The organism is Acetobacter estunensis, from assembly GCF_011516945.1.
Taxonomy (GTDB): domain Bacteria; phylum Pseudomonadota; class Alphaproteobacteria; order Acetobacterales; family Acetobacteraceae; genus Acetobacter; species Acetobacter estunensis.
In genome coordinates this window covers 1-24,069 of the sequence record NZ_WOTH01000036.1, presented here as the reverse complement: position 1 = coordinate 24,069, position 24,069 = coordinate 1, and the positions used below count along the sequence as shown (strand labels likewise).

Genomic DNA, 24,069 nt, shown 5'->3' with positions numbered 1-24,069 from the left:
TCGCAGGGGGCACAAATGGCACGATCAAAGCCCATTCCCCGTCCATCATATCCGATGGATATCGCAGTCCTTCCCGGCTATGTTCACGTCGGGCAATACCAGTCCATGTCACCATTCACTCCATCTTTTCGTAAAGACGGATGAATCACAACAGGCTGGTATTGTTTAAAAACTTTCGGATCGGGCTCTTAGACGTTCACTTGCCTTTGACTTTTTCGACGCTCTTCAGGCCGAAAGCGGAAATCCGGTCCATAACATCGCCGCATTCTGCGCAATGAACAGTAAACTTTTCACTCCACCCCCCATGCTCCGGTCCCGTTTGAATTGTTATTCTATTCACTGTGCCGCATTTTTCACATTTCTCTTTGTAAGATTCTTCGCCAATATTACACATATTTTTGGTATTCCTTTTTCATGTCCGTTTCGAGATACGCAATGCCTGTGCATCGCGCATTGAGCGGAACGCCAGAACGATCTGTTTGCTGAAAGCGGGACTGAACTGGCCGCGCGCGGCCCGATCTTCCAGCGTGTAGGACGTTTCGAGGATGTCGTAATTCACTTCGTCCACCATCACCCACAGGGGCATGTCCGTATCCAGCTTCGCCCTGCGGGCCTCGGTTTCCGGAATCAGCACGGCATGACGATCAGCGGCAGGCTCTTTGCTCGTGATCGGCAGGATGAAGAGGTGATGCTTGCCGTCCCGGTCAATGGCGACGACGACCACGCAGCTCGGCCGCTTTTTTCGGCCTTCCGTCTCACCTCGTAAATCCTGCCATTTCCAGAGATAGTGATAGTCGATGACCTGGCCGACACGCGGGAAGTCATCAGCCATTCAGATAGTCCTCAATCCCCTGATCGCACAGGGCGGCAACGTCTTCAGGCATATCGTTGACGGCATAAGCCTTCTGACTGCCCGTATCCCTGCTGGTCAGCGTCTCGTATCGCTCCACCGACATGACCACGAACCGGGGCTTGCGATGCTTGGTGATGGCGACGGGGGCGACGGCTGCGGCCTCGAAGAGATCACCGGTATTGCGGGTCAGGTCGCCCGCTGCAAACTGCTTCACTGGCTGTATCCTCCCACGGGGGTGATATCAAGAATATACAGAAATTCTGAATATTCTGCAAATTAAATCGCTGAGGATAGCAGAGGCATGGCGGCCTACAGGGCCGCCAAATGATACACAGCCCCCGTTAGGGGGCTTCCGTTTATCGTGGCTGTCCCGAGGGGAGAAGAGACTATGCCACAGAGGGCGCAATCATCCGCTCTTCTGTGCTCACCTAGCTGATTTTTTCGCGACCAGCAGCGCGGCCACAGGTCCGCCCCATGCCCCTAGCAGGCCGAGGACGGCGATTGCGGTCGAGAACCAGAGTGGTAAAGCCACGGGCGAGGCATCAGCTCCCATCATCATCGGCAGCCCCAGTACGCCGAACATGAATTGAAAGAAGACAACGGGCAGAGCAATGATTTTCACAGATCGAAAGCTGTGCGTGAACATCACAGACAGACCCGCCACCATGACAGAAAAAATGAGACCGACCGTCAGGATGCCTATCCCATGAAGGGCCAGGAACCATTGCGGCAAGAGTTCCAGCCCACGGTCCCGCATCAGACAGAACATAATCACGACACCAGCCACAAAACCGAAAGCCACGATCAGTTTCAGCGTGTCGATGGCATCAGCAATATGCCCAGCCAGACGGTCAACGCCATTTGGCGCAGTATTCTGCTCTGTTGTCATGTCCTGATTCCGCTAGAACCTGTTTTGCCGTTGCTACCATAAACCCGGTCTTATCCGTAAGAAATTGCCGGTCGACTATGTGAGCGGGAATTGATTTCGACTTACTCGCGCCGAGGTAACGCACTGTCCGCCTGATTTTCGGGTTTCTCACTTTCTGGTACCTCGGAAAGAAGAGACAAAAGAGTATCGGGAACAGGTTCTTTCACCACAGCACCGAACCGGGCACGCAGCGCGCGCTTCAGCCAAGACGCCAGAAAATTTTCATCTGAATACTTGTGCATATCCGATCCTTCCCACTGCATTTTAATCGGATCGCCCACGACAGGAAGATTCTGGCGTCGTGGAGCACTCCACAATATTGCGAGCCCGGCATCATCCGCCGGAGCGGGTGGCCGGGGCGCAGTGCCCCGGCCGGTTGTTGTCATGCGGTCGCTGCGCCGGGTGTGCGGAGAAAGGCCGGAAGCCATCCGCTTTCCGCTGCGGCCTTGGCCGCGTCGGTGGCGAGGGCATCCCGTTTTGCCTTCTGCCAGTCGCCGGGGTTTGCTCCTGCCTCGGTGATGTAGTCGGCAATGGTGGATTTCGTCAGCGAACGGAAGAAGTTGTCCGCATCGGGCTTCCACCATTCGCGCATGTCGAAGCCGATTGAGGCTGCGATGTCACGCGACGAGCCGCGCTGCCTGTCCTCGGACCAGTTCTCCTTTCCGGCATTCACGAAGGGCAGGGCGCAGGCGGCAAGGATTTCGACCAGTTCGCTTTCGGTACGGCCCAGAAGCCACGGCCACAGCCGATCATCCTGCGGGATGCGCAGAGGGTTGAGGCGTTCCAGCCGATATTCGGCAACCGCGCACATGGCCGGGTTGGATGCCTTGTCGTGCGGCGTTTCGGGCATCTCGAAGCGGGGAGACATCACGCCGTGGTGCTGCATCAGAAGCGCATGGACCAGAACCCGCAGGACCATCACGCTGTCCCGCGCAAGCGTAGCCTGTAGGGCGGCTGTCCGCTCGCGATAGAGCGTTTCCATCAGACCGTTGGGAATGGTGGGCGCGGCGCTGTCATTCTCGGCTGTGCCTGTGCTGGCGCTGGCGGCGTCCTTCTTCTTCGCGCCGGGTTTGACCATGCCCACATAGGTCGTGCCGATCTCCGCCCCCTCGGTCATGATGAAGACCCCGGCCTGTTCCTTCTGCTCGGCGCTCCACAGGTGAGCCGCATTCTGCAATGCCTCAAGCCCGGCGGTCAGGGCATCGTATTCTTCGTTTTCCTCGTCGGTCAGGCCCTGGGACTGCTCGTTTTCCTCGATCTCGGTCAGCCGGTCGGCAATCGCCTCGATGCGTGCGGCATCCTCGGCGGTTGGCTCGGCCTGTTTTGGCGACAGGCGAGGGGTGGAATAGAACCAGCTTGGCCGGTCCGTGATGCGTTCAACCCATGACCAGCCTTCGGCCCTGAACCCGGCTTCGACTTCGCCCAGCTTCTTTTCGGCCAGTTCGTACAGAAGCGGGGTATCGGTCAGGAAACCGTTCTCTCCGAACAGGTCCTGCACCACGGTCCCGCCCGCAGCGCGGTAGGTATCCAGTCCGACGAAGGACACGATGCGGCTGCTTTCGGGAACGGCCCCCTGCATGAGCCGGTTCTTGATGGAGTGCGGGGCAACCTGAAAGTGCGTATCCAGCACCCATTGCAGCACACTGTCCTGCGCCTCGTGATCGTCCGCCACGGTGAAGGCCGAAACCTGTTCGAGCGTGAGCTGATCCTCTCGGAAGGCGCTCATGACAGCAGGAGAGACGGACGCCAGCTTCAGGCGCTTCGCGACGATTGAAGCGGAGACGCCAAAACGCTGCGCAATCTGCTCGACGGAGCGTCCCAATTCGACCTGTCGGGCAAACGCCTCAAACTGGTCGGCCGGGTGCATCGCATGACGCTGCACGTTCTCGGCAAGGCTGATTTCCTCGGCTTCCTCGGGTGTCACGATCCGGCAGAGAACGGACTTGTCCTCGGTCCAGTCGCCGCGTTCGACCAGCAGGGACATGGCGAGAAAGCGTCGGCCGCCCGCGACAACGCCGAAGCGATCACCATCCGGCACGACGACAAGGCTCTGGATCAGGCCAACGGCTTTCAGGTTGTCGGCCAGTTCTTCGATAGCGATGGCGGGCACCGTGCGCCGGACATTCAGGGGCGAACGGAACAGCTTGCTGAAGGGGATGCGTGTCCCGTCTGTATCGTTGGCGGGCGTCGTGATTGGCGTCGGCGTCTTGCTCGTAGTCTTTCTGGTGGGCTTCGTGGTGGCTTTCTTGGGCTCACTGCGGAGTGTTGCAGACATAGGGTTTACCCTCCCTGCACCGGGCGGGGAGGAAGGACCATCCCCCCACGTTTTCCCGCCCGGTGTTCTTATTATATACACGATATAATAAGGGAGGAGCAAGAGAAAAATGCAGTTTTTCACAAAGAAAACGGCTGTTTCCCGACAAAAATTACCCTTGCATCCGCCCCCTCAAAACCCCAGCCTTTCGTTCGACCTGCCAGCGGCAGGGCGAAAGGCAGCGCAGCGACGCCTTTCGTCCCGACACCTTCAGATCCGCCGGCAACGCAGCGCAGGTCTAGGGGTCATCTCAGGGGACCCGTCTGCACGGAGCGACCAAAGGGAGCGCAGGAAGATGGGGTGGATGATCCCCTAGACCGGAGCGAGGCTGCTGGCACCAGCGCAGCCCCCCTTGGGGGGGGGGGGCGAGCATCGGGGGGATATACCGGCCTTACGAACTAGAGCGGAAATCAAGCCCCCGAAAAAGCCCGCACGCGCATCGCTGATCTTTGAGGGATAAATCCATTCGTCACGAAAGGATTTCATTGACGAATCAATGATACCCCATTTATCAGAAAGAAATCAGCGAGGAATCAGACCGATATGGCGAATATCTTTGAAGACCCCAAAAAGGCATCCAGAAAGACACAACTCTTTGAAGCTGGCATTCATGCGTTAGAGAATCACGGATGGAAGGTCGAGAAAATCCCCGGTTTCGGAAAAGGAAGTGTTCGGAAGATTACAAAAGGCAGCCAGGAACGAATCGTATCAATCAGGACGACACAGGATCAATGGATTGCGTTTCCGAGGAATGATGCCGGTGATGCCTGGGTCACGTTGTCCGATGTGGATGCGGTCGTGGCCGTTTCTGTAGATGACAAGGAAAATCCGCGTTTTGCGCAGGTGCATTTTATTGAAGGGGATGAAATGCGCGCGCGCTTTGACCGAGCATATCAGGCCCGGATCAAGGCCGGACATAGTGTGCCGACAAAGCGGAGAGGGATCTGGATTTCACTCTATGATGAAGAAGCCAGCAGCCCCGTTTCGCGTGTGGGAGCTGGTGCCGGAATAGCTCATAAGCCGATCGCGCGCGTACCTCTGACAGAACCTGGTCTTCCGGACGAACAGGAAAAGAAGAAGGTCGGTCAGGCCGGCACCGATTTGCGACCGCTTTCCATAAGTGATGCGAAGAAAAGTCTGTCGATGTTCCTCGGGGTGCCGGAAGAATCCATCGAGATCATCATACGATCCTAGAGATAAGCCTGTTGCAGTGAGGTGTTTCGATGGCATCGCTGCGCTGGCGCCACAGCGCTCGTTTTTTGCGAGGAGGCCAGAGATTCCGGACACGGTAGAGGATACGACAGAGGATACGGTAGAGGATACGCTATTAGTAAGCCCTCTATTTGTTCTTGACGGCCTCCACGTATCGGGATAGAAGCGCACCTAACACGGCCGTCTCCGCTGTTGTTCATGGACGCAAGTTCAAGACATCAAGGGGCGGCCTTCTTTTTTTTCAGGCAAATGCTTCCGCCTTATACCAAGCCCCATCTCAGTTTCGCCGATCAAGTCGCACTCCTTATACAACGGGGCTTAGGAGTTACCGACCAGGCGAAAGCAACCGATCATCTGCGCAGAATAGGTTATGGGCGGCTTTGCCCCTACCTGGAAACTTTCCAGCAGCTTGTGCCTGATCCCACTGATTCTTCCAAAACTATCCGCAGCCCACAATTCCAGGCTGGTGCCGAGTTCCGTCACGCGGTCGATCTCTACCTGTTCGACAAGCAGCTTCGCATTCTGTTCCTTGATGCGATCGAGCGGATCGAGGTGGCATTGCGGGTTGATCTCGCGCACACGTTGGGCAAGCGCAATCCGTTGGCGCACCGTTCTGTTCAGTTTCTCGATAGTCGTCGCGCAACCATCATTCTCAAACATTCTGGGCGGCCGCGTCATGACGTCTGGCTGGACAAGGCGGACGAGGCCATCCGCCGATCGCAGGAGGAATGGGTAGCGGCTTTTTTCAACACGTATAGCTCAGAACTGCCGATCTGGATGGCCGTTGAAACGTGGGATTTTGGCACCCTTTCCTGGCTTCTGGAAATGGCACATCCTAACGATCGTTCTACGATTGCAAAGCAGTACGGCTTGCTTCCCGATACGCTCGTAAGCTGGATCAGGTGCCTCGCTGGTGTGCGCAACCTCAGTGCGCATCATTCTCGCCTGTGGAACACCGGCATGGTCAATCAGCCTGCGGTCCCCAAACCATTCGAAGCGGCGACACTGGTGCACATCGGCACGGCTCCCGTGCAACGAACCCGTGTATATGGTGCAGCCGCTGTCGCAAGCTATCTCGTCAAAAAGCTGAGTGCACGTACATCATGGAGCGGCCGAATGCGAGATCACTGGATCGCGTTTCCGCGCATGCCTTTGGCGAACGCAACACAGGGCGGGTTTCTTGCAGGCTGGAATACGCTCCCGATCTGGACCTGATGCGTATGCTCAATGAAGTCTCTCACCGAGACGACGTCAGAAACCTTCTACTTCTGTCATTCTTCTGTACTCACGACTGGTCCGGTGCTAGAATCTGCCAATAGGCAGGACCGTCATGAAATCCAGACAGCCAAAAAAATCCGCCGCCTTGCATAAGGCCGCCCAACTCGCGTTGTTCCCGCTTACGGCACGTCTTCGGCGTATTCGACCGGAGCTGAATGAATGGCGCTTTTACGCGATGTCCGTTCAACCCGACTTGTTCGGCGGCGCGGCACTCGTAAGGCAGTGGGGACGGATCGGCACTATGGGATCGCAGTGCCTCGATCTCTATCCGGATGAGGGCACAGCCATAAATGCGCTGTCGAAAATGGTCCGTTATCGGCAGAAACGCGGCTATACGCTCGCCATTGGTCTGGATTAACTCAGAGGCAGAGTGTTTCCTGCATGACCCCTGCAACAAACTTCATTCATTGAGCGAATATCAGTGACCAAGGAGGTATCGTTTGGCGTGTGAGAGGCTCACAGGGTCGTGAATAAGATGCAATCAATATAATGATTGCATTACGATATCAATTAAGTGCAATCATCCTTCTTGGAGAGGAAGGATGATTCCGTGGCAAGTCTGACAATCAGGAATTTAGACGATACTCTTATCAGTGCTCTGAAGCGCAAGGCCGGCGCATCGGCGCGATCCGTCGAAGCCGAACTGAGAATTGCGCTGAAGGCGTGGGCAGACCAGCCCGCCATGATGCAGGTCGAGGCAGTTTCACAACGCTTGCAGCAGGCGATTGCCCTCGCAGAAAACGGTCGGGCCAGCGCTTTCTCGACACGTCCACCATATAGCGCCGCGCGCCTGGCTGACGCGATCGGAGAAGATCACGTCACGCCTGTTGCACAATGGATTGAGGGGATAGCTGAGCCCAGCCTTTCCCAACTCAAGGCCATTGCCGCTTACTGCTCGGTATCGGCAGACTGGCTGGCTTATGGCGAGGGCACCCCATATCTTTGCGAGTATGACCGAATTCCAGAGAATGCCGGTCAAGGGGTCCTGTGGCTGCTCGATGCAGACCCCCAAACCCTAAAAACACACCTTCAGGGGCTCCGGTTCATCCGATGCGCCGGCGAACGTGGTGGATTGCTCCTGGTGAAACAGTGGGCCGACAAGGATCTGGTTATCCGCACGCCTTACGTTGTATCCGAGGACACGGGCGGGGGCGGTCGGAGTTCCCTGCGTAATCTTACTCAGGTCTGGCACCTGCTTTATCAGGTCTACAGCGAGTGCGATCTGGCCCCGGATCTCGCAATCACGAGCCACATCGCAAGCGAGCGCACCTACCGCCAGCTTCAGGACGGTTGGCACAACCCGTCAGCACTGCTTCACGACCTGTCCTCCCTGCCGTGGTGGGAAGACATTTGGGATTCCAATGAGTTCGCACGGAGCAATTACTGGCCGGGATGGAAAAAGCTCTGCACGGATCTGTACGAAGAAATTTCTGACAGTAAGAGCGCATCGAACATTCGGGAGTCGATCGAAAGCGGTGAGCATCCGCTTTCGAAAGAAATCGAGAACGCAGCCCTTCTAGGGAAGCTCGATACGTGAAACAGTTCGCCTGTCACTTCAGACCAAATACATCTGTTGTGCAAAATCTATATGATCTCAGACCCGCGTATATTGGATGGTGGCAAGTTTTTTTCGTTTGTCCGCAAATGAATAACCATAAAATCTGTTTCCATCACCTGCACCGAAACGATAACGTCGGATCAGAATCATCAAGCAGACAAACAAGCCTTGCGTCACACGCGATATGCTGAACAACGTAGCAGGGAAGAGAGGGATCGGACGAATGAGCAAACGCAAATCACCGCCTGAACAGAGTGAGCTTGTGCTTTCTCCGACAACCGCGCGCGTCATCCAGCTCTCGGCCGAAATCCAGGCAACACCGCCTGACGACATTGAGTTCATGCACACGGTCCTCTGCCAAGTTGGACTCCCCCGCAAAAGGACGAAGGAAACGCGCTTCGAGCGAAACAATGGCAAGGCGTCCCTGCTCATTACAGCCGGCGAAATGTACAACGACGGTCATTGGGAAAAGCTCTTCGTTCCCTATGGGACAAAGCCACGCCTGGCCCTCTTCCATATCAGTACCGAAGCCATCCGGACCAAATCGCGCACTGTCGCGGTCGGCCGGACCATCAGCGAATTCATGAAACGGCTGAACATCAGCCAGAACGGCCCATCCCGTGAGGCATTCAGGGCACAGATGAACGCCTTGTGCGCCTGTGAAATGAAGCTCGGTTACGGGTCGCGCAATCTGAACGCCCGACCGGTAGACGAATTCGATGCGTGGACCAAAAACCTCGCTAAAGACAGCACGATCGAACTGTCCGAGAAATTCTGGCACGAGTTGAAAGAAAACGCCGTTCCCCTTGATCCTCGTGCGCTTGAGGGCTTGCAGCATTCCGCACTGGCACTCGACATCTATACGTGGCTTGCCCATCGGCTTCATCGCGTGCGGGGATCTGGTGAACGGCTGACCTGGTCCAACCTTCGGCTACAGTTTGGGCAGGAATATACGGACGACAAGAATTTCAAGAAGGCATTCCTGATAGCCTTGCGACAGGTTTCGGCTGTTTATCCGGATGCGAAGCTGGAACAGGTTCGAACGGGTCTGAGGCTGATCGCATCGCCACCTCCTGTCCCGCGACAGACCGTTGTCTCTTTCCAAAAAGTAATTGGGTCAGAGGCTTAACTCAAAAATTCGGGTATAATGGGCGGTGCAATCACCACCCTTTGGACAGCGTGTCTCCCGGTTTATCACGGTGCAATCACCACCCTTTTTGGAGCGATTCCGACATCTTCGGTGCGGTGCAATCGCCACCCTTTTTCCAAGCGGATCTCCGCAGGAAAGACGGTGCAATCACCACCCCTTTTATCCGCCTCACAGCCACCAAAAACACGGTGCAATCGCCACCCTTTTTGGAGAAAGGCTCGCCTCTGTGGATAAAAAAGTTATCCCGGTGCAATCGCCACCCGGATGCGGTGCAATCGCCACCCCCAAAGACGGTGCAATCGCCACCCGTAAGGACGGTGCAATCACCACCCCCCTAAAACCGGTATGATTCCCGATAAATAAACCGATAGGTTTTTCCGGTAGTTGCCTGCGGTTTTCCGGTGGAATTGTGGACAGTCGCCCAAGGGCGAACGCTCGAAGCGTGTGGACAGCTCTTCGACCTGCCCACACGCTCCGGCTCTGACCACAATTCCACCGGACAACTTCAATAAGATTTTTTTTGATAGATTTAAGAGGAGGGCGCCGCTCGCCTTCGGCGCGGCGCTATGCGCAGACCTGGGAGGAAACGAAGAATGGGTTTTCTGAGAGACATTCTGATTATCAGGGAGCGAAAACGACTGCGGCGCGAGAAAGCCGCTGTCGCTAAGCGATTAGCTGTTTCCCCGATGTTCAAGAACACATTCGCGGCCGATCGGGTGCTCGCTGATCGTATGCAATCGAACGGGGTTCCGCGGTGGAAACGAGCCCTCATGATCTTCTTACTCAGATAGTGCCCAGGTAGCAGCACATGGTCATATCCGGCCTATAAGCCGTTCTGATGCGAGTCTGTTTTTTCGCGGGATACTCTCCCCCTAGGCAGGGTTACCGACATGACACCCGAGGATATTAGCCGCGAACCGACGGACTATGACCGCGCCGGCATGGACTGATGAAATAATCTGGATGAGGCCACGCGGCATTTTTGGACGAGCTCGCTGGCAATACCGTTCGGACTGTTGACACCAGGCAGACATTCAAACGTGAAACCAGTTGGGAAATAGCAACGGTGAGCGCGGGCCGGTACGACAATGCCGTTCTCCTCTTAAAAATGATGTCTCATAAGACGATCGTTAAACGGACACTTTCAAAAGACGTGACAACGGAACGAAAACCCTAGACAAAGGATGTCTCATTTAGGTGGTACGGTAATTTTCTCAAAAGGGGGGGGGCTTTACGTTACATGATGCTGATTGGCTACGCCCGTTGTTCACGGGACACTCAAGATCTGGCAGCGCAACGCGCTGCTCTCGCGACGCTCGGCGTGGATGAAGATCGCATCTATGTCGATTTTGGGTATTCCGGCACGAAGCGAGAACGGCCGGGTCTCGACCAGGCACTGGCTGCGGTGAGGCGGGGTGATACGCTCGTTGTGCCAAAACTTGATCGCCTTGCCCGGTCAGTGCCCGATGCGCGAAGTATTGCCGAGATGCTGACCTCCAAGGGAGCGAAGCTGGCAATCGGATCGAACGTCTATGACCCGACTGACCCAATGGGCAAGATGTTCTTCAATGTCTTGGCCACGTTCGCAGAGTTTGAAGTGGATCTTGTCAGGCAGAGAACTCGCGAAGGCATGTTGATTGCAAAACAAAAAGGTAAACTGAAAGGAAAACAGCCAAAGCTTAGTGTAAGACAGCAACAGGAATTACGGCGAATGCACGAAACGGGAGAGTATTCTATAAGCGATTTGGCTGATGTATTCTCAATATCCCGTCCAACAGTATATAGAACCATCAAAAGAAACGTGGAATAAATATTTCAATCATGTCAGTTCGTATTTTATAATGAGACAAAAATATAAAAAGTGACACAAAATTATTGAGGGCTAAATCAGCCTGAAATCTCGCGTTTCCGAACGAAAAAAAAATAGAGAATACCACATAAAGTATATCGTCGTTCGCGACTGATCGTTTTCTTTACATTATTCACGTCTCCGTGATGTATGAGCGCTGTCGAATGCTGAATCTCATATAAAATGGCGAAAAACAGCCATTTTCTTTAAGATAAATTTTTGTGATCTTCGTTTGGAACGGACTTTTTGAGTTGCGAGATATGAGAAAAAATAGATATTTCTACAAGGCGATATTATCCGATTCAGTCAGATCGCTGACGAACGGATGTCCCGAGCGTGAGGTCTCGTCGTCGTCATGCAGAATTCTTCGGTCTTGCCAAAAGTTAACACCCCGGTTTGTTTGCCTGCTGGCTCTCTCCGCGTTCAGGAGAAGGGCATAGTAGGAAGGGGGATTGTCACTTGCTGGAACCGTTCGAGCTGGCCGACATCAAAGCCGGACTTCGGGACGGCGGGAAAATATTGGGTGTCTTCATCGTTGCTCGGCCTGACATCGATGAAGGGTCTGTCTTCGTGGTCTATTTCCGCACAGACTGGACGCAGAGCCGTACGTTCAGGATTCTTTCCAGATTCCGCACCGAGGGAGTACGAACATACAAAAACCTTGGAAGTCTCTATAAGACTATTCGCGGCATCGGGTACGAAGGGCGGATCACGATTTACCCGTCTGGGGACCCCGCGCTTAATACCTTCGTGGGCGTCCTTCCAGAAGACCTCGGCGACAATCCCGCAGGAACGATTACGTCAGAAGGCTACAAAGAGTAAATTAAGGAGCGTACACTTTGCTTTTGTTGCAATTGTATTATCGTTTGCAGCAGGCAAAGTGTACGCGCAGCCTCTACCTATTAAGGATTTCGGTGAACTTGCACTGAAATGCGGCCCAAATGTCGCTCCTGTTACTCTCGCCTCGATCGCGCAGACTGAATCAGGCTTCAATCCGTTTCTGATACACGACAATAATACCAAAAAAGCGTTCAATCTGGGCACTGATGTTGAGGCAGCCGAGACGGCAACTAGTCTGATCGCGGCTGGGCATTCGGTTGATCTCGGGATTATGCAGATCAATTCGCATAATCTGCCCGCCCTTGGTTTGAAGGTTCAGGATGCCTTTGATCCCTGTGTGTCTATTGGAGCAGCCTCAATCATCCTGTCTGATGCCTATGTGGGTGGTGAGAACCACGAAGCCCAGCAGCAGGCGCTACGGGTAACAATCTCTCAATACAATACCGGAGATACACAGCGCGGTTTTACGAATGGCTATGTGGGCAAGGTGGAAGCATCTGCTCGCAAGGTTGTTCCTGCGCTCGATGTAGGCATGGGTCAGAGCGACATTCCAGCCGCTCCCCAGCCCCAGCAGGTTGCGGCCCCAGTCGACCCGAACGCACCCCCGGCGTGGGACGTGTGGGGCAGCTTCGAATACAGCACGGCGTCTGAGACAGAGAAAAAAGCGGAAAATCCGCGTGCGTCTGACGCTGCGTTGTTTGTCCAGGCCACGAACAGTTCGGCCATTTTTCCGCAACTGCGCAAGGAATAAGCTATGCTGTCGTCCATTCATAATTATCCGCGTCGAAATATGTGCTTCAGGCAGGGCGTGGCTGCCTGGATGCTTGCGCTGCTGACAGTTCTGCCGGCTGTTGCTCACGCACAGACTGTATCTGGCGGAGCCGCGCCGACAACAATGGTCAATAATGTCTGCACATTTATTCTAGGCCAATTTGGCCAAAGCATTGCGGTATTGGCAATCGCTGCGGTCGGGCTGGCGCTGATGTTTGGCCGTGCCTCCCTGATGGTTTTCGCCTGTGTCATTGGCGGCATCATCATCATGTTCGGATCTGCCTATCTTGGGGCAACACTGACGGGAAGCTGAGGCATGGAGAAGCTGGAAGAAGATATCCTATTCCTGGCTGCGACACGTCCGGCGCTTGTTGCAGGGGTTCCGTTGCCGCTTGTCGCAGTATTCATGATGCTTGCGGGTTTTATTATCGTGCTTATCCAGAACCCGCTTTACGAAATACTGATAGTTCCGTTGTGGTTCGGAGCAAAATTACTCGTCTCAAGAGACTATAATGCAGTTAATGTCGCTTTCATTTACCTTCGAACGGCAGGAAGATCCATTGATAGTGCAGTATGGGGTGGAGCTTCTGTCTGTCCTAATCCGCTGAAGGTTCCTAAACGCGGCAGGGGGATGCTCTGAATGTTTGGTAAATCCGGACATGCTGAACGTTCTGGCGAAGTATATTTGCCCTATGTTGGGCATATAGCGCAGGATGTTGTGCTTCTTCGTGATGGGTCTGTCCTAGCAATGGGGCACGTTAAGGGCGTGCCGTTTGAACTGGAAGAACCGGCTGTTCGGAATGGTCGCAAGCGCAATTTGAATACAGTGCTCCGCAATATTGCCGATGATAATGTGACCGTCAGCACGCATATGATCCGGCATCCAGATGTGCCGGATCTCCCGGAAACAGATTTTCGTTCAGATTTCGCAAGAAAAATGTCGAATGCGTACAAAGAAAGAGTGCTGGAAGGACGGTTATATAGAAACGATTATTTCCTGACGATCACCGTCACGCCTCGGAATGCGCTCGGAAAGATGGGCAGTAGGTTGCTGCGGGTCGGAAAGGGCCACGCATCAGAGGGAAGTGAGGCTACTGTCAGACAGCTTGAGGACGTCTGGCAGATCGTATCCTCTGCTTTAGATAGCTACGGGGTGCGTCGCCTCGGCCTGCGGGAACGCAATGGGGTAGTCTTTACCGAAATAGGTGAGGCACTGCGCCTCATCATTTCTGCCCGGTGGATGCCCGTTCCTGTTGTGTCTGGATCTCTAGGAGCATCAATTTACACGGATCGGGTAATTTGCGGGAAAAGAGGGGTCGAGATCCGGTCTTTGGATAGGAGCTTCGTGGGGGGAATCTTTTCATTTCGGGAGTATCCGGCTCGCACACGACCAGGAATGCTCAATGCGTTGTTGAGCGTCGAATTTCCAGTGGTGGTCAGCCAATCTTTCGGGTTTTTGACCCGAGCACAGGCCGACGACAAGTTGACACTCAAGTCGAACCAAATGGCAAGTTCTGGAGACAAGGCCACCAGCCAACTCGATCAGCTTGCTGATGCTGTAGATAAACTGATTTCAAATGAATTTGTCTTTGGCGCGCATCACTTTTCCCTCGCCGTGTATGCTGACGACTTGGTCCAGCTCGGCGAGCGTAGCGCCCGTGCTCGTGCGCGATTGACTGATGCTGGCGCAGTTGTCGTTCAGGAAGGGATAGGGCAGGAAGCTGCCTTCTGGTCTCAGTTGCCGGGAAACTGGGAGTTTCGGACGCGTCCCGGCAGCATCAATAGCAGCAATTTTGCCGCTCTCTCCACGTTTGACAACTTCCCGGTTGGCTCCCGAGACGGATATTGGGGGACAGCGATTGCGCGCTTTCGCACAGATGGCGCAACCCCTTATGACTATGTGCCGCATGTCAAGGATGTTGGCATGACAGCCATCTTTGGGCCGATTGGATCGGGTAAGACCACGTTCCTGATGTTTGTCATGGCCATGATGGAACAGGCACTGTCAGCCGTAAATGGGGCTGTTGTATTCTTCGACAAGGATCGAGGTGGGCAGCTCCTGGTTCTTGCAACGGGTGGGACGTATCTCGTCCTCAAGCGAGGTGTCTCGTGTGGCTTAGCCCCGCTGCGCGGCCTGCAAGGGACAGCCGATGATATTGAGTTTCTGCGGCACTGGATCACGGGGCTGATCGAAAGTGACGGTAAGGGTGCGATTTCGTCTGAGGACGCGAAACGCCTTCAGCGCGGGATTGCGCGCCAGATGTCTTACCCCGTGGAAATGCGATCTCTTGCAGGGCTGCGCCAGTTCCTCCTTCATGGTCCAGAGGAAGGAGCAGGGGCCAGGCTCGAACGGTGGTGTCGTGGGGGAGCCTTGGGCTGGCTGTTCGACGGGGAAACCGATGAAGTTGATTTGTCGAGTTCCATAACGGGTTTCGATCTGACAGCGTTTCTCGATCATGACCAGATATGCGCTCCAACTGCCGCGTATCTGCTTTATCGGATCGAGAAGGTTGTGGATGGTCGCCGCTTCCTCATGAGCTGCGACGAGTTTAGGGCCTATCTACTGGACCCCAAATTTGCTGCCGTGATCGATAAATTTCTGCTTACCGTTCGTAAAAACAATGGAATGCTGATTCTGGCAACGCAGCAACCAGAGCATGTTCTGGAATCCAAGTTGGGTTCTTCGCTTGTTGCGCAGTGCATGACGAAGATCCTCTACCCGTCGCCCACGGCTGACCGGCACGCTTACATCACGGGATTAAGCTGCACTGAGGGCGAATATCGCGCGGTACGCGAGGGGATGGTGGGTGATCCAAAGCGATTTCTCATGAAAAGGGAAAACGGCAGTGTCATTTGCGAATTCGATCTCTCTTCCATGCCGGAATACATCGCAGTTTTGTCCGGTCGTGCCAACCGAGCGAACTTCGCAGAGCGGTTGAGAGAGGAATACGGGGACAATCCGAGTCAATGGCTCGATCATTTCATGGCCCGTTATCACGAAGCGAAAGATTGAGAGCGAGGGGAGGGCACAATGAAGGTATATGGTCTGGTTGCACTGGTATCGCTTTCTAGTGTTGGGCTGCATGAAGCAAGAGCGCAAGTCGCTGTCTTTGATGATCAAAGTATCGCTCAAAGCGTCACAAATACGACGAATGAAATAAAGCAAATGGTGAGCGAACTTCAGCAGCTACAGGCGGAATATACGCTTCTACAGAACGTCCCGAATGTGGCGACCGGGATGTTTACAAGCTTCAATAGTGCTAATTTACAAAACCCGTTGCCGACAGTCAGTCAGGCAGCCGGACAAATCACAGGCACGGCGAATACGCTGAACAGTTACGGACAGCAGTTCGCCAGTTTGAATAAACACAGTGCCTCGGGAAATGATCCGGTCGCGCAATCCTACACACAGCGGACGACATCGCTTGCCAATATTCAAGGAGTTGCAGCTCAAAACCTTGATTCTATCAATCAACGGCTCGCGAACCTGGACGAGATGAAGCAAGAACTGTCGAACGCAAAAGACATTACTCAGATTTCGGCTATCAACGGACGTATCGCGGTCGAAAACCACGCCATCCAGGCGCAGGCAGCCGCCGCTCAGAATCTTCAAATGATGGCCCAGGCGCAGATGCAGAACCAGATGTTGCAGGATCAGGAGGCTGCGCGTCAGGAGGAAGTCAACGCCGCAAACGCGCGATTGGGGAATTAGGAAACTATCATGCGGAAAATCATGCTGGCGATTGGTGTCATGGCGATATGGAACGGCGGGAGCGCTACAGCTAGTCCAAGCCGTGATCGTGCGGAACACACGGTGAGTTGGTACGCCGCGCATCGTAGCGAGGATGTGCAGGTGCTGCATGAATGTCAGAACGATCGGACGTTCGAAAACTATCCCGATTGCAAGAATGCTGCCGCTGGGGATGAACTCTATACGGGCAAACAACGCCAGGCGACCGGACCGGATAGCTCTGTCCTGTTCACCAATGGGCCATTGCGCGCGGCCGAACTTGCGAAATGTAAGCTGTCCAATCCCCGTATTCGTCCCCCCAAGGCTGATTGCGATGCTGCGGCCCGCATCCAGACTGAGGTCCAGAACGGAAAGTCTTAGTAAATCGGAGAACGTCTGTGGCTACGACAACGGTATATGAAGACATTAACAGTAGTCTTACGAGTGCATTCGATAATGGAATGAACTCTACTGTAAGTAATGTTCTAAGCGCCGTAGCAACGCCGTTCACATCTCTCATCGTATTGTGGGTCATCGTAACGGGAATGCTTGTGATGCGCGGTGATATAGATACACGAAGAGGAGTTATAAGAATAGTTAGAGTGTCTCTTGTCTCTGCATTTGTGTTGGAATCTGGTATATACAACTCATATATTGTTAATTTCTTTCACACAGGATTGCCGGAATGGACGGCATCATCTGTGTCAGGCGGTTCAGTGTCGTCGACCCCGCAGTTGCTTGATAAGATATGGGGCGACATCTCCGGATATTCACTGAAAATAGATTCCCAGCTTTATCCATACCAAATATTCGATATGATTGAGCTTGCAATTATAGCATTTTGCGATGCCGTTATTCTCGGGGTTGTATTTGCCGTTTACATATGCGCGCACGTTATGACGGATATTATCGTGACGATAGGGCCGTTTGTAGTAGCTGGGTTCCTGTTCGACGCGACACGCAATATCTCGGAAAGATGGGTGGGAAAATTGGTCGGTTTGGCCTTGCTAGCTGCATTGGTGGACGTCGCCATGTTGATTGTTGCGCAAGGCATCAGTGACTACATGACGCAGACAAATATAAATGCAGTTTCGTCTTCTGGAACTCCAAGTGTTGCAATAGATATTATGTTTGATACCATGATATTTATTGCTGTCAGCGCATTTATAATACTGATGCTTCCATCAGCGGCGGCATTTATTGGCGGCGGAATTTCAGTAAATCCTGCCGGGGCAATCATGAATACGGTCATCGGTGGAACTACGGCCGGAGTTGGGACCATCGCAAAAGCGGGTGCCAATATAGGTAGAAAAGCTTCAAAGTAAAAAATAGGTTTACGTTTCAGAATAAAAGGGGAGTGGGGCGGATGATAAAGATCCGTATTAGTATTTCTGTACTTATGCTCTCTGTTTTATCAGCGTGCGCAAGTCATGACCCGTTGCCAAAATGTAAAGGAGCGACATTTGCCTTGAATGCAGGGCACTGGCACCCGACAGAAGCGGATCTCAAAAGGCCACAGGAGCGTGGGTATAAATGACAAATAACGAATTTACCCCGCCCGTTCCGAACGAAAAGTTGGCGGAACATTATGAACAGGTCGAGACGTTTCAGAAAGCACGGGTCCGTTCCGTTGTGCGGATCAACAAATTTCTGCTGGCGGGACTTGCGGTGTCGATGATTGCCAACATGGGGCTGGCATGGTCGATCGGAGCATTGCTACCACTTGAAAAATTGGTTCCGATGCCCCTTTGGGTGCGTCCTGATGGGACCGTGGACAGCGAAATATCGATGTCGCGCTTGCCGAAGACGATGGACGAAGCGGTCATCAACTCAGCGGTCTGGCAGTACGTGCGACTGCGTGAGGGTTATACCTACGCAACAGCCCAGTATGCGTATGACACCGTGTCTCTCATGAGTTCGGATCAGGTGCGCGACCAGTATCAAAGCTGGTTCAATTTCCCAAATCCGAAGTCCCCGCAGGTGACTGTCGGTAAGAAAGGCCAGATTGACGTCGAAGAAGTGTCACTGGCGCCAATTGGTAATAGCGTCATTCAGGTGCGTTTTCGACGTACTGTGTCGATGGATGGTCAGCGACCACAAGTTACGACCTGGACGGCAACCGTCCAGATCCTGCGCCTGACCGATCTCCCCGCTAAAGCACGTCTGAATAATCCAGGCGGTGTGATCGTCACGTCCTATCAGTCGTCAGAGGATGGGGTATAATGAAGTATCTCGCTGCTGCCGCATTCCTCGCGGCGACATATTTGTCTGTGATGCCGGCTTTTGGAGAGCAAGACCCGCTACCAAGTCGGCATGATACCAGAATGCGTTATGTCCCGTACGTAGCAGATCAGGTTGTCCACCTATCCACGGCTGTAGGGGCGACGCTCGTTATCGGGTTTGGCGCACATGAAACTGTCGATCGCGTGGCGGTAAGTGATAGCATTCATCTGAAAGCCGCTCCCGCCGGAAATTATCTGTTTTTCAAGGCCACCAATGGTCTGAGCCTTCAGCCGGTTGTCGTTCTCACGCGCAACGACACAGGTCAGGAGCGCAGATATGTTTTTGAAGTCCAGACTGTTACGGGGGCGTCGCTCGCAAACTCAACGGACGGAGTTTACTACAGCGTCCAGTTTACCTACCCGGCGGATGAAGCAGCGGCGCGCCGCGTGGCGGCTCTTGCACGACAAAAACAAGAACAGGCCCAAGCGGAAGCGCGCGCAAAAGTACTAGAACTTCAACTTGCGCATGAACGAATGGAGCGGGAAACAAAAGATCCAAATTTTGGAACAAAAAATTGGAAATACATTGCTAAAGGTGATCGCTCCATCACGCCACTGGAAGTATGGGATAATGGAAATATTACCATCTTCCGGTTCCCGGGGAATGTACGTCTTCCCTCTTTGTTCACCATAAACCCGGATGGCAAGGAAGCTACGGCCAATTATAGCGTGAAGAACGATCCGGCTGGGTGGGGCACGCTGATGATCGCCGACCATTTGGCTCCGGCGTGGCGTCTTCGGGACGGAGATACCGTTTTGTGTGTCTTCAATAAGGCGTTCGATCCGGTCGGCCACAATCCCGGCACAAATACGATCAGCCCGAACGTGGTCCGTACGCTGAAGGAGGCGGCCCAATGAGCGAGAATCAGACCAATGATAGCCCGGTCAATGAGGGTGGCTCTCTCGTATCTGGAAATAACCGCCGCGAACTGACTGCGTGGCAGAAGGTGGGCATTGCGGCGTTGGTTGTAGTGGTACTGCTTGGCTTCATCTGGTTGCGTGCTCTCGACAAAACGAAGAAGCTCAATGAGCAGCAGCCAAACCTGCCTGTAGTGTCTCAGGGACAGAAGCTACATAGCGCACCGCTCACAGCTCCTCCCGCTCCGGCTCTTCCGATGCCCGTGCCACCGCCACCACAGGCGTCCCGTGGGTTCTTCCCGACGCCTCAAGAGCATCACGAGATGACGCCGGCCGAGAGCCCAATTTTTGCTGCTTCCGGTAGCAGTGCGGGCAGTGTCTCGTCGTCTGCTGCGCCAGCCAGTCCACAAGCGGTTGTCGCCAATGGTGGGGAAGCTGCCCATCAGGCAGGACCGCAGGATGATAAATCCCTCGCTGTTCGTCTGAAGCCGACGGTGCTCGACCAGGCTAAAGCACATATGTTGCCGCATCCGGATTTTTTGGTGACGAAGGGCACGATCATTCCGTGCATTCTTCAGACCAAGCTAAACACTCAGCTTGCTGGCTACACAAAATGCGAAATTCCCGTGGACGTGCGGAGCACAACAGGGAACGTGGTCCTTATGGATAAGGGAACGATCGTCACGGGCGAAATGCAGCATGGTTTGATGCGTGGTGAAGATCGGGCATTCGTGATCTGGGACAGGGCGGAGACCCCGGAGCATGGCATCATTGAACTGGACTCACCCGCAACGGGGGAGTTGGGTGAGAGCGGCATAAAGGTGACGGTAAACAATCACTGGTGGGCGCGCTTCAGCAGTGCCATCCTTTTGAGCGTGATCCAAGGTGGCCTGGATGCAGGGGTGGAATTGGCATCGCGGGTTGGTAGCAACAATAGCGGTGCGTATTTCAACTCTTTTCAGTCAAATGGTCAGACTGTCGCAAATACAGCATTGCAGGCTGACATAAATATTCAACCAACAGGCGAAAAAGCACAAGGAAAAACGGTCGCAATATTTGTCGCTCGTGATCTCGATTTTTCTGACATCTATGATCTCAGGCCCACGGTAGGTATCAATGCTCAATGAAGCCGCTGTTCAGCTTCGGTTTCTGATGCAGCCGCTTGCGGGATGGCTCGAAGACCCGACAACGGAAGAGGTCTGCGTCAATAAACCGGGAGAAGTCTTTGTTCGACAGAGGGGTATATTCACTCGGCATCCCCTTCCTTTGACCTTTGCGGATCTCGAAGATATCGCGATCTTGGCGGGTGCTCTGCGCAAGCAGGACGTGGGAGAGCGGCATCCACTGTGCTCTACGGAGCTGCCGAACGGCGAACGTCTGCAAGTGTGCTTGCCCCCGACCGTACCGGCCGGCACGGTAAGTCTGACGATCCGGCGGCCAGGCAGTCATGTCGCCGCTCTTACCGCGGTCACGAAGCGATATGACATCTCGCGCTGGAACCGCTGGGACAAGCGGACCGAAGCCGAACAGCGACGGCATGAAGAGGTTTTGAAATGTTATGATGACGGAAATCTGGAAGCCTTTCTGACGGCATGCGTCCGCAACAAGTTGACCATCCTGCTATGCGGAGCGACAGGGTCCGGCAAGACAACCATGTCTAGGACGCTGATCTCGGCGATCCCCTTGGGTGAGAGACTGATAACCATAGAAGACTCTCTGGAATTGATAGTTCCACATCCTAACCATGTGCGGCTGCTGTATTCCAAAGGGAGCACAGGGATAAATACGGTTGGGCCGAGCGATCTACTGGAAGCGTCTTTGCGTATGCGTCCAGACCGTATTCTGCCGCAAGAGTTGAGGGAAGGCGTTGCGGCCTGGACCTATCTTAATGAGGTTGTCTCAGGGCATCCGGGCTCAATTTCCACCATTCACGGCGCCAATCCCGTGCAGGCATTTAAGAAATTATTTGCCCTTATCAAAGGTTCACCTCAAGGCGCGGCTCTGGAAGACAAGACCCTTGTTGAAATGCTCTCGGCTGCGATTGATGTGATCGTGCCGTTTGAGACGATGGGCGCGGTATATTCCATCGGAGAAGTATGGCTGGCTGCTGATGCGCGTCGGCGGAATGAAACCGTGGCGGACCTACTGTCAAAATACTGAGGGTGTCGATATGGCGTTTGAAACCAAGTCGATTGTCCTGACTTCAAGGATTGTTTTCAGTGTAGCGATAGTTTTGGTGTCGTGGACTGTCGTTGCATCAGTCGTATTCTTAAAAGGAACGGGTTTGTTGGGCTCGTTCGCGCATCCATTTTATCAATGGTGGTTATATTTTCTTTACGGCCGAGATAACCCGGTCGTTGTGCTGTGGCTCAAGATCGGCGCGGGTGCGGGCAGCATTGTGGTGGTGTTGATACTGCTGGCAGTGGCTTTGCGGCGTGGTGCAATTGGTCCGTCGCTTCGGCGTTCCATCTTCAGTCGAAGGCAGCCGCCGATCCGTGGCGTGACTGAGAATCACGGCTATGCCGACTGGATGACGATGAAGCAGGCCAGGAAGCTCTTTCCGTGCCCTTCTCCGGACTACGGGGGGGTGGTTGTTGGTGAAGCATACCGTGTCGATGAAGATCCGCGCGCAAAAATGCCTTTTCATCCTAAAGATCCAAAGACTTGGGGACAGGGCGGGCGGGCTCCACTGCTTATAGACCCCTGCGAAACGGGGTCGACCCATAGCCTCGTTTTTGCCGGACCGGGATCGTTCAAATCAACATCGGCAGTCACCACACTGACGACATGGACAGGATCAGCAGTGGTCCTTGATCCAAGCACGGAATTGGGTCCAATGCTCCGGCCGTTCCGTTCCAGGACGCTGGAGCATCAGGTTTATGAACTGCGGCTCGGTGGAGATATCGGGTTTAATGTTCTCGACTGGATCGACATTCATTCTCCCGAAGCTATTACAAATATACAGGATGTCGTGTCATGGATCTGTCGAGAGAGTAGTTCAAAAAAAGACAATAATAATGAGTTTTTTGATAAGCAGGGCCGAAACCTTGTGACGTGTTTATTGGCGCACATGATGTTTGATCCGGATCTACCAGACGAAGAAAAGACGTTGCGGACGCTGAGAAGCGGGGTTTGCACGCCGCAGGAAGAAATGAGGAATCTGCTCAGCACGATTCATGCGAACAGCCCGTGCGCCTATGCGAGCCAAATAGCCGGTGCGCTTAAAGGATTGGTCGATGAAACATTTTCGGGTGTGTACGGCAACGCCGATGACAAGACATCTTGGCTCAGTAATCCCGCCTTTGCTGACCTCGTGTCCGGAGACAGTTTTCGGTCGTCCGATCTTATCGACGGTAAGACGGATATTTTCGTCCAGTTGCCCTTGCGAGCCTTGGAAAACACACCGGAAATCGGCCGCACAATCATTGGAGCCTTGCTGAACGCTGTTTATGAGGCGGATGGTCATATCCAGAATCGTGTCCTTTTCCTGCTGGATGAGGTTGCCCGTCTTGGGCGGATGCGAATCATGGCAACAGCGCGGGATGCTGGTCGGAAATATGGCATCACTCTGAGGCTGCTTTACCAGTCGGTCGGCCAGCTTGAAGAACAATGGGGGCGCGAGGGAAAGCGCGCATGGTACGAGGCGGCTGCACATCGGACATATGTTGCGATCTCTGACCTCGATACGGCCAAGGAACTGGAAGAAACCTTTGGTCAATATGGCGTCATGGCGACATCCGAGGGCAGCAACTCCGGCACGTCCGGAAAGGGGTGGGAAGCCAGTAACCGCTCACGCGGTGCGAACTCCAGCTACCATGAAATCAGTCGTCCGCTGATCCGTCGGGAAGAGTTGCTGAATGACACTAGGGTGGATGAAGCGTTTGTGGTGGTTCGGGGTGGCCGCCCATTGCGCTGTGGAATGCCGATCTATTTCCGACGGCCCGAAATCAGGGAAAAAATTGCAGCCAATCGGTTCAATAAGCTTCCTACCTGAGCGTTGCGGAGCGCTCTGACACAGTTGAGGCTGCTTCGCTTTATGATTGCGAAATGCTGGCCTCAACAGCGAGAGGGATGAAGTTGGGTTGCCAAGGGCATGGGGAGGTAAGTGCTTCGTCGCCAGGATCAACTATCAGTGCGTTGGTGACTCTCCGTTTGAATTATATAGACGTTCGGTCTAATTAAATCAGTATGAATCCTGCCACTCCTTCCCGTCGTCGCGGACGTCCACCGAAGGCAACGGCCGGATTCAACGAGACGCGCGCATCACTGGTGCGGGCTGGCTTGGTAGCGCTGACAGAGAAAGGTTTTTCCGCAACCGGTCTCGACGAGGTGCTAAAGGTGGAGGGATCGAAGAACCCTTGATTGATGTGCTTGGCCGGTAATTTCTGGGTTTTGGCGATTTGATTGACGGTTTTTGCGATGGCGTCCAGTCTGCGTTTTGAGCAG

The 24,069-nt window shown here is 54.0% G+C and carries 26 protein-coding genes and 1 pseudogene; 20 read left to right on the top strand and 7 right to left on the bottom strand.

Annotated features, from left to right (window positions below):
• The 6 genes and pseudogenes from GOB87_RS13350 to GOB87_RS13325 form a co-directional block, all read right to left on the bottom strand.
• Positions 1-115: pseudogene (locus GOB87_RS13350) on the bottom strand (IS5/IS1182 family transposase); the annotation flags it as partial.
• A gap of 297 nt (positions 116-412) precedes the next feature.
• Positions 413-832, bottom strand: a complete 420-nt coding sequence (locus GOB87_RS13345) for a hypothetical protein (protein ID WP_035367655.1) — start codon at positions 830-832, stop codon at positions 413-415.
• The gene (locus tag GOB87_RS13340; protein ID WP_035367654.1) at positions 825-1,067 is read right to left on the bottom strand and encodes a type II toxin-antitoxin system prevent-host-death family antitoxin; all 243 of its coding nucleotides are present in this window, start codon (positions 1,065-1,067) and stop codon (positions 825-827) included. Before GOB87_RS13340 ends, GOB87_RS13345 begins: the two co-directional genes overlap by 8 nt.
• 210 nt (positions 1,068-1,277) lie before the next feature.
• Positions 1,278-1,742 carry a hypothetical protein gene (locus GOB87_RS13335; protein WP_035367652.1) on the bottom strand — a complete coding sequence of 155 codons (465 nt, stop codon included), beginning with the start codon at positions 1,740-1,742 and terminating at the stop codon, positions 1,278-1,280.
• A gap of 101 nt (positions 1,743-1,843) precedes the next feature.
• Positions 1,844-2,062, bottom strand: coding sequence for a NepR family anti-sigma factor (locus GOB87_RS16865; protein ID WP_239020190.1), 219 nt, complete (start codon positions 2,060-2,062; stop codon positions 1,844-1,846).
• A gap of 101 nt (positions 2,063-2,163) precedes the next feature.
• On the bottom strand, positions 2,164-4,056 hold the full coding sequence (locus GOB87_RS13325) for a ParB/RepB/Spo0J family partition protein (RefSeq protein ID WP_166317733.1): 1,893 nt from the start codon (positions 4,054-4,056) through the stop codon (positions 2,164-2,166).
• A 582-nt stretch (positions 4,057-4,638) separates the two neighbouring features.
• On the opposite strand from GOB87_RS13325, the gene GOB87_RS13320 reads away from it, so the two are divergent.
• The 20 genes from GOB87_RS13320 to GOB87_RS13220 all read left to right on the top strand — a co-directional run bounded on the left by GOB87_RS13320 (position 4,639) and on the right by GOB87_RS13220 (position 23,617).
• Positions 4,639-5,289 carry a hypothetical protein gene (locus GOB87_RS13320; protein ID WP_035367442.1) on the top strand — a complete coding sequence of 217 codons (651 nt, stop codon included), beginning with the start codon at positions 4,639-4,641 and terminating at the stop codon, positions 5,287-5,289.
• Between the two features lie 216 nt (positions 5,290-5,505).
• Positions 5,506-6,522 carry an Abi family protein gene (locus tag GOB87_RS13315; RefSeq protein ID WP_242006429.1) on the top strand — a complete coding sequence of 339 codons (1,017 nt, stop codon included), beginning with the start codon at positions 5,506-5,508 and terminating at the stop codon, positions 6,520-6,522.
• A gap of 115 nt (positions 6,523-6,637) precedes the next feature.
• Complete coding sequence (locus GOB87_RS13310) at positions 6,638-6,943, top strand: WGR domain-containing protein (RefSeq protein ID WP_035367438.1); 306 nt, start codon at positions 6,638-6,640, stop codon at positions 6,941-6,943.
• 171 nt (positions 6,944-7,114) lie between these two features.
• On the top strand, positions 7,115-8,122 hold the full coding sequence (locus GOB87_RS13305) for a FitA-like ribbon-helix-helix domain-containing protein (RefSeq protein ID WP_194303354.1): 1,008 nt from the start codon (positions 7,115-7,117) through the stop codon (positions 8,120-8,122).
• A gap of 205 nt (positions 8,123-8,327) precedes the next feature.
• On the top strand, positions 8,328-9,272 hold the full coding sequence (locus GOB87_RS13300; protein WP_014095364.1) for a replication protein RepA: 945 nt from the start codon (positions 8,328-8,330) through the stop codon (positions 9,270-9,272).
• 1,261 nt (positions 9,273-10,533) lie between these two features.
• Positions 10,534-11,103: a recombinase family protein gene (locus GOB87_RS13290; protein ID WP_035367432.1), complete on the top strand. Its 570-nt coding sequence runs from the start codon at positions 10,534-10,536 to the stop codon at positions 11,101-11,103.
• Positions 11,104-11,601: 498 nt separating this feature from the next.
• Positions 11,602-11,964 (top strand): hypothetical protein, encoded by a 363-nt coding sequence (locus tag GOB87_RS13285; protein ID WP_035367430.1) that lies wholly within the window; start codon positions 11,602-11,604, stop codon positions 11,962-11,964.
• 58 nt (positions 11,965-12,022) lie between these two features.
• Positions 12,023-12,733: a lytic transglycosylase domain-containing protein gene (locus GOB87_RS13280; protein WP_035367428.1), complete on the top strand. Its 711-nt coding sequence runs from the start codon at positions 12,023-12,025 to the stop codon at positions 12,731-12,733.
• Positions 12,734-12,736: 3 nt separating this feature from the next.
• Positions 12,737-13,066: a pilin major subunit VirB2 gene (gene virB2 / locus GOB87_RS13275; protein WP_035367427.1), complete on the top strand. Its 330-nt coding sequence runs from the start codon at positions 12,737-12,739 to the stop codon at positions 13,064-13,066.
• A 3-nt stretch (positions 13,067-13,069) separates the two neighbouring features.
• The gene (locus GOB87_RS13270) at positions 13,070-13,393 is read left to right on the top strand and encodes a type IV secretion system protein VirB3 (RefSeq protein WP_035367425.1); all 324 of its coding nucleotides are present in this window, start codon (positions 13,070-13,072) and stop codon (positions 13,391-13,393) included.
• Positions 13,394-15,766, top strand: a complete 2,373-nt coding sequence (locus GOB87_RS13265; protein ID WP_075594841.1) for a VirB4 family type IV secretion/conjugal transfer ATPase — start codon at positions 13,394-13,396, stop codon at positions 15,764-15,766. It abuts the gene before it with no gap.
• 18 nt (positions 15,767-15,784) lie between these two features.
• The gene (locus tag GOB87_RS13260; RefSeq protein WP_035367423.1) at positions 15,785-16,465 is read left to right on the top strand and encodes a type IV secretion system protein; all 681 of its coding nucleotides are present in this window, start codon (positions 15,785-15,787) and stop codon (positions 16,463-16,465) included.
• Positions 16,466-16,474: 9 nt separating this feature from the next.
• Positions 16,475-16,864 carry an EexN family lipoprotein gene (locus GOB87_RS13255; RefSeq protein ID WP_035367422.1) on the top strand — a complete coding sequence of 130 codons (390 nt, stop codon included), beginning with the start codon at positions 16,475-16,477 and terminating at the stop codon, positions 16,862-16,864.
• Between the two features lie 17 nt (positions 16,865-16,881).
• On the top strand, positions 16,882-17,808 hold the full coding sequence (locus GOB87_RS13250; protein ID WP_035367420.1) for a type IV secretion system protein: 927 nt from the start codon (positions 16,882-16,884) through the stop codon (positions 17,806-17,808).
• Positions 17,809-17,849: 41 nt separating this feature from the next.
• The gene (locus GOB87_RS17185; protein WP_198911723.1) at positions 17,850-18,020 is read left to right on the top strand and encodes a type IV secretion system lipoprotein VirB7; all 171 of its coding nucleotides are present in this window, start codon (positions 17,850-17,852) and stop codon (positions 18,018-18,020) included.
• Positions 18,017-18,706 carry a type IV secretion system protein VirB8 gene (locus tag GOB87_RS13240; RefSeq protein ID WP_075594838.1) on the top strand — a complete coding sequence of 230 codons (690 nt, stop codon included), beginning with the start codon at positions 18,017-18,019 and terminating at the stop codon, positions 18,704-18,706. Before GOB87_RS17185 ends, GOB87_RS13240 begins: the two co-directional genes overlap by 4 nt.
• Positions 18,706-19,623, top strand: a complete 918-nt coding sequence (locus GOB87_RS13235; RefSeq protein ID WP_198911722.1) for a TrbG/VirB9 family P-type conjugative transfer protein — start codon at positions 18,706-18,708, stop codon at positions 19,621-19,623. Before GOB87_RS13240 ends, GOB87_RS13235 begins: the two co-directional genes overlap by 1 nt.
• Entirely contained in the window at positions 19,620-20,750 is a 1,131-nt protein-coding gene (virB10, locus tag GOB87_RS13230) for a type IV secretion system protein VirB10 (RefSeq protein WP_035367500.1), read from the top strand. The genes GOB87_RS13235 and virB10 overlap by 4 nt, the downstream gene beginning before the upstream one ends.
• A complete protein-coding gene (virB11, locus tag GOB87_RS13225; RefSeq protein WP_035367501.1) occupies positions 20,740-21,783 on the top strand; it encodes a P-type DNA transfer ATPase VirB11 in 1,044 nt (347 codons plus the stop codon). The genes virB10 and virB11 overlap by 11 nt, the downstream gene beginning before the upstream one ends.
• A 10-nt stretch (positions 21,784-21,793) precedes the next feature.
• Positions 21,794-23,617 (top strand): type IV secretory system conjugative DNA transfer family protein, encoded by a 1,824-nt coding sequence (locus GOB87_RS13220; protein ID WP_035367503.1) that lies wholly within the window; start codon positions 21,794-21,796, stop codon positions 23,615-23,617.
• Between the two features lie 184 nt (positions 23,618-23,801).
• On the opposite strand, the gene GOB87_RS16650 is transcribed toward GOB87_RS13220, so the two are convergent.
• Positions 23,802-24,069: hypothetical protein (locus GOB87_RS16650; RefSeq protein WP_206752347.1), on the bottom strand; the 268-nt coding region annotated here is incomplete at its 5' end.

Bases quoted from the DNA above. Each gene is read 5' to 3' on its own strand.
- GOB87_RS13335 (WP_035367652.1), bottom strand. From the start codon at position 1,742: ATGACAACAGAGCAGAATACTGCGCCAAATGGCGTTGACCGTCTGGCT.
- GOB87_RS13315 (WP_242006429.1), top strand. From the start codon at position 5,506: ATGGACGCAAGTTCAAGACATCAAGGGGCGGCCTTCTTTTTTTTCAGG.
- virB10 (WP_035367500.1), top strand. From the start codon at position 19,620: ATGAGCGAGAATCAGACCAATGATAGCCCGGTCAATGAGGGTGGCTCT.
- GOB87_RS13320 (WP_035367442.1), top strand. From the start codon at position 4,639: ATGGCGAATATCTTTGAAGACCCCAAAAAGGCATCCAGAAAGACACAA.
- GOB87_RS13255 (WP_035367422.1), top strand. From the start codon at position 16,475: ATGCGGAAAATCATGCTGGCGATTGGTGTCATGGCGATATGGAACGGC.
- GOB87_RS13270 (WP_035367425.1), top strand. From the start codon at position 13,070: ATGGAGAAGCTGGAAGAAGATATCCTATTCCTGGCTGCGACACGTCCG.
- GOB87_RS13240 (WP_075594838.1), top strand. From the start codon at position 18,017: ATGACAAATAACGAATTTACCCCGCCCGTTCCGAACGAAAAGTTGGCG.
- GOB87_RS13235 (WP_198911722.1), top strand. From the start codon at position 18,706: ATGAAGTATCTCGCTGCTGCCGCATTCCTCGCGGCGACATATTTGTCT.
- GOB87_RS13260 (WP_035367423.1), top strand. From the start codon at position 15,785: ATGAAGGTATATGGTCTGGTTGCACTGGTATCGCTTTCTAGTGTTGGG.
- GOB87_RS13310 (WP_035367438.1), top strand. From the start codon at position 6,638: ATGAAATCCAGACAGCCAAAAAAATCCGCCGCCTTGCATAAGGCCGCC.
- GOB87_RS13220 (WP_035367503.1), top strand. From the start codon at position 21,794: ATGGCGTTTGAAACCAAGTCGATTGTCCTGACTTCAAGGATTGTTTTC.
- GOB87_RS13290 (WP_035367432.1), top strand. From the start codon at position 10,534: ATGATGCTGATTGGCTACGCCCGTTGTTCACGGGACACTCAAGATCTG.
- GOB87_RS13325 (WP_166317733.1), bottom strand. From the start codon at position 4,056: ATGTCTGCAACACTCCGCAGTGAGCCCAAGAAAGCCACCACGAAGCCC.
- virB2 (WP_035367427.1), top strand. From the start codon at position 12,737: ATGCTGTCGTCCATTCATAATTATCCGCGTCGAAATATGTGCTTCAGG.
- GOB87_RS13265 (WP_075594841.1), top strand. From the start codon at position 13,394: ATGTTTGGTAAATCCGGACATGCTGAACGTTCTGGCGAAGTATATTTG.
- GOB87_RS13345 (WP_035367655.1), bottom strand. From the start codon at position 832: ATGGCTGATGACTTCCCGCGTGTCGGCCAGGTCATCGACTATCACTAT.
- GOB87_RS17185 (WP_198911723.1), top strand. From the start codon at position 17,850: ATGATAAAGATCCGTATTAGTATTTCTGTACTTATGCTCTCTGTTTTA.
- virB11 (WP_035367501.1), top strand. From the start codon at position 20,740: ATGCTCAATGAAGCCGCTGTTCAGCTTCGGTTTCTGATGCAGCCGCTT.
- GOB87_RS13300 (WP_014095364.1), top strand. From the start codon at position 8,328: ATGCTGAACAACGTAGCAGGGAAGAGAGGGATCGGACGAATGAGCAAA.